At 61.5% G+C, this 1,561-nt stretch carries 2 protein-coding genes; one reads left to right on the forward strand and one right to left on the reverse strand.

The window, feature by feature from the left end:
• Window positions 1-815 (forward strand): amylo-alpha-1,6-glucosidase (locus AWB68_RS44730; protein ID WP_374729669.1); only part of this gene is annotated, 815 nt, incomplete at its 5' end.
• Window positions 816-1,171: 356 nt separating this feature from the next.
• On the opposite strand, the gene AWB68_RS44735 is transcribed toward AWB68_RS44730, so the two are convergent.
• Window positions 1,172-1,561: cytochrome c oxidase assembly protein (locus AWB68_RS44735; protein ID WP_143282061.1), on the reverse strand; the 390-nt coding region annotated here is incomplete at its 5' end.

The following is a 1,561-nucleotide window of genomic DNA, read 5'->3' on the forward strand; positions in this document are numbered from 1 at the left end:
ACGATGTACTGCAGGACAATGCCCGCGCCACCGCGCTGCGCGCAAAGGCCGCCGATCTCTTCAGACGATTCAATGATTCATTCTGGGACGAAGAAACCGGCTTTTATGCGCTCGCACTCGATGGCGAAAAGAAGAAGGTCCTCAGCGTGGCTTCCAACCCGGGGCACTGTCTATGGTCGGGGATCGTGCCGCCCGACCGCGCTGGTCTCGTGGCGGCGCGGCTGATGCGCGAGGACATGTGGAGTGGATGGGGCATCCGCACGCTTTCGGCCGATCATCCCGCCTATAACCCTTATTCTTACCAGCGCGGCGCGGTGTGGCCGCATGACAACGGCCTCATTGCCGAGGGATTCACGCGTTATGGCTACGCACGAGAGGCCGGGGAGATTGCCCATGGCGTGTTGGAGGCGGGGAGTTTTTTCGTGCTCAATCAGCTACCCGAACTTTATGCCGGGCTGCACCGTAGCGCGTCAAACTTTCCGGTCCAATATCTCGGCGCCAACGTGCCGCAGGCTTGGGCCGCCGGCTCCGTTTTCTCGTTGTTGTACGCCATCCTCGGTCTTCAACCCGATGCGCCCAGCAAAACCCTCTTCGTCGATCCGGTCCTGCCATCCTGGCTTGATGATGTCACGCTCAAGGATCTGCACCTCGGAGAGAGGATATTCGATATCCGGTTTTGGCGAACGGGCGAAGAAACCCGGTTTGAGGTAGTGAACGGCGACCCTGCCGCCGTCGCCCGCCGGGAGATCATGGTATGGCGGGACCTGATGACACGGCGTGAAGAAGGTGCCTCTCCTGAAGGAGTTTCAGCATGACTGGACCGACTTGGCGGCGGCCAATGAGGCGCGGCTGCTTTCGTCGAGCGTGCGACCTCGGACAGCCGTTTCGCAAGCGCTGCGGTAACACCTGATTCAGCGTGCTTTCGCGAAAGCGCCGGCAACTGGCAGAGGAACTAGAACTGGAACTTGCACTAATCATGCTGAGCATCGACTGCCATTGGCCAGACAGTTGAAGCTGCGCATGAACGGAGAGTTCTTGAAGCGGCGGCAAGGTTTCGGCGCTCTCATCATGACGAACTCGCCAACCAGAGCGGGGTCGGACGCTGTCTGGTTCGCCATGCAAATGGCGGCAGGGCGCGGCATTCCGCATACTGGATGCGCCGTCCTTGAACTTATGCAACGGCCGGCGCAGCGCGCCTTTCCCGTTCGCGAACGAGCCGCGAACGCGCTGAGAGGCGCAGCCAGTGCCGTAGCGCGATCAGCGCACCGATCACGCTCATCATCGAGCCCGGAATCCACAGCAGCAGTCCGCCGATCTGCTGGTCGCGAATCGGACTGATCCACGTGAACGCGCGCCCGCAGATCGAATAGATCGGATACAACTCGTGCGGCGTGAAGAAGATGTAGGCGCCGAGCAAGATTTGCGGCGGGATCGCGGCGATCACGATGAGAACGCGCCGCCCCGGCGCGAGACGCGCGGGCGGCGCAGGACGGGAATCGAGCACGAGCCACCAGAAGAGCAGGCCGTCGATCACCATGCTCCAGTTCATCACGCGATACAG

This window comes from Caballeronia choica (assembly GCF_001544535.1).
Taxonomy (GTDB): domain Bacteria; phylum Pseudomonadota; class Gammaproteobacteria; order Burkholderiales; family Burkholderiaceae; genus Caballeronia; species Caballeronia choica.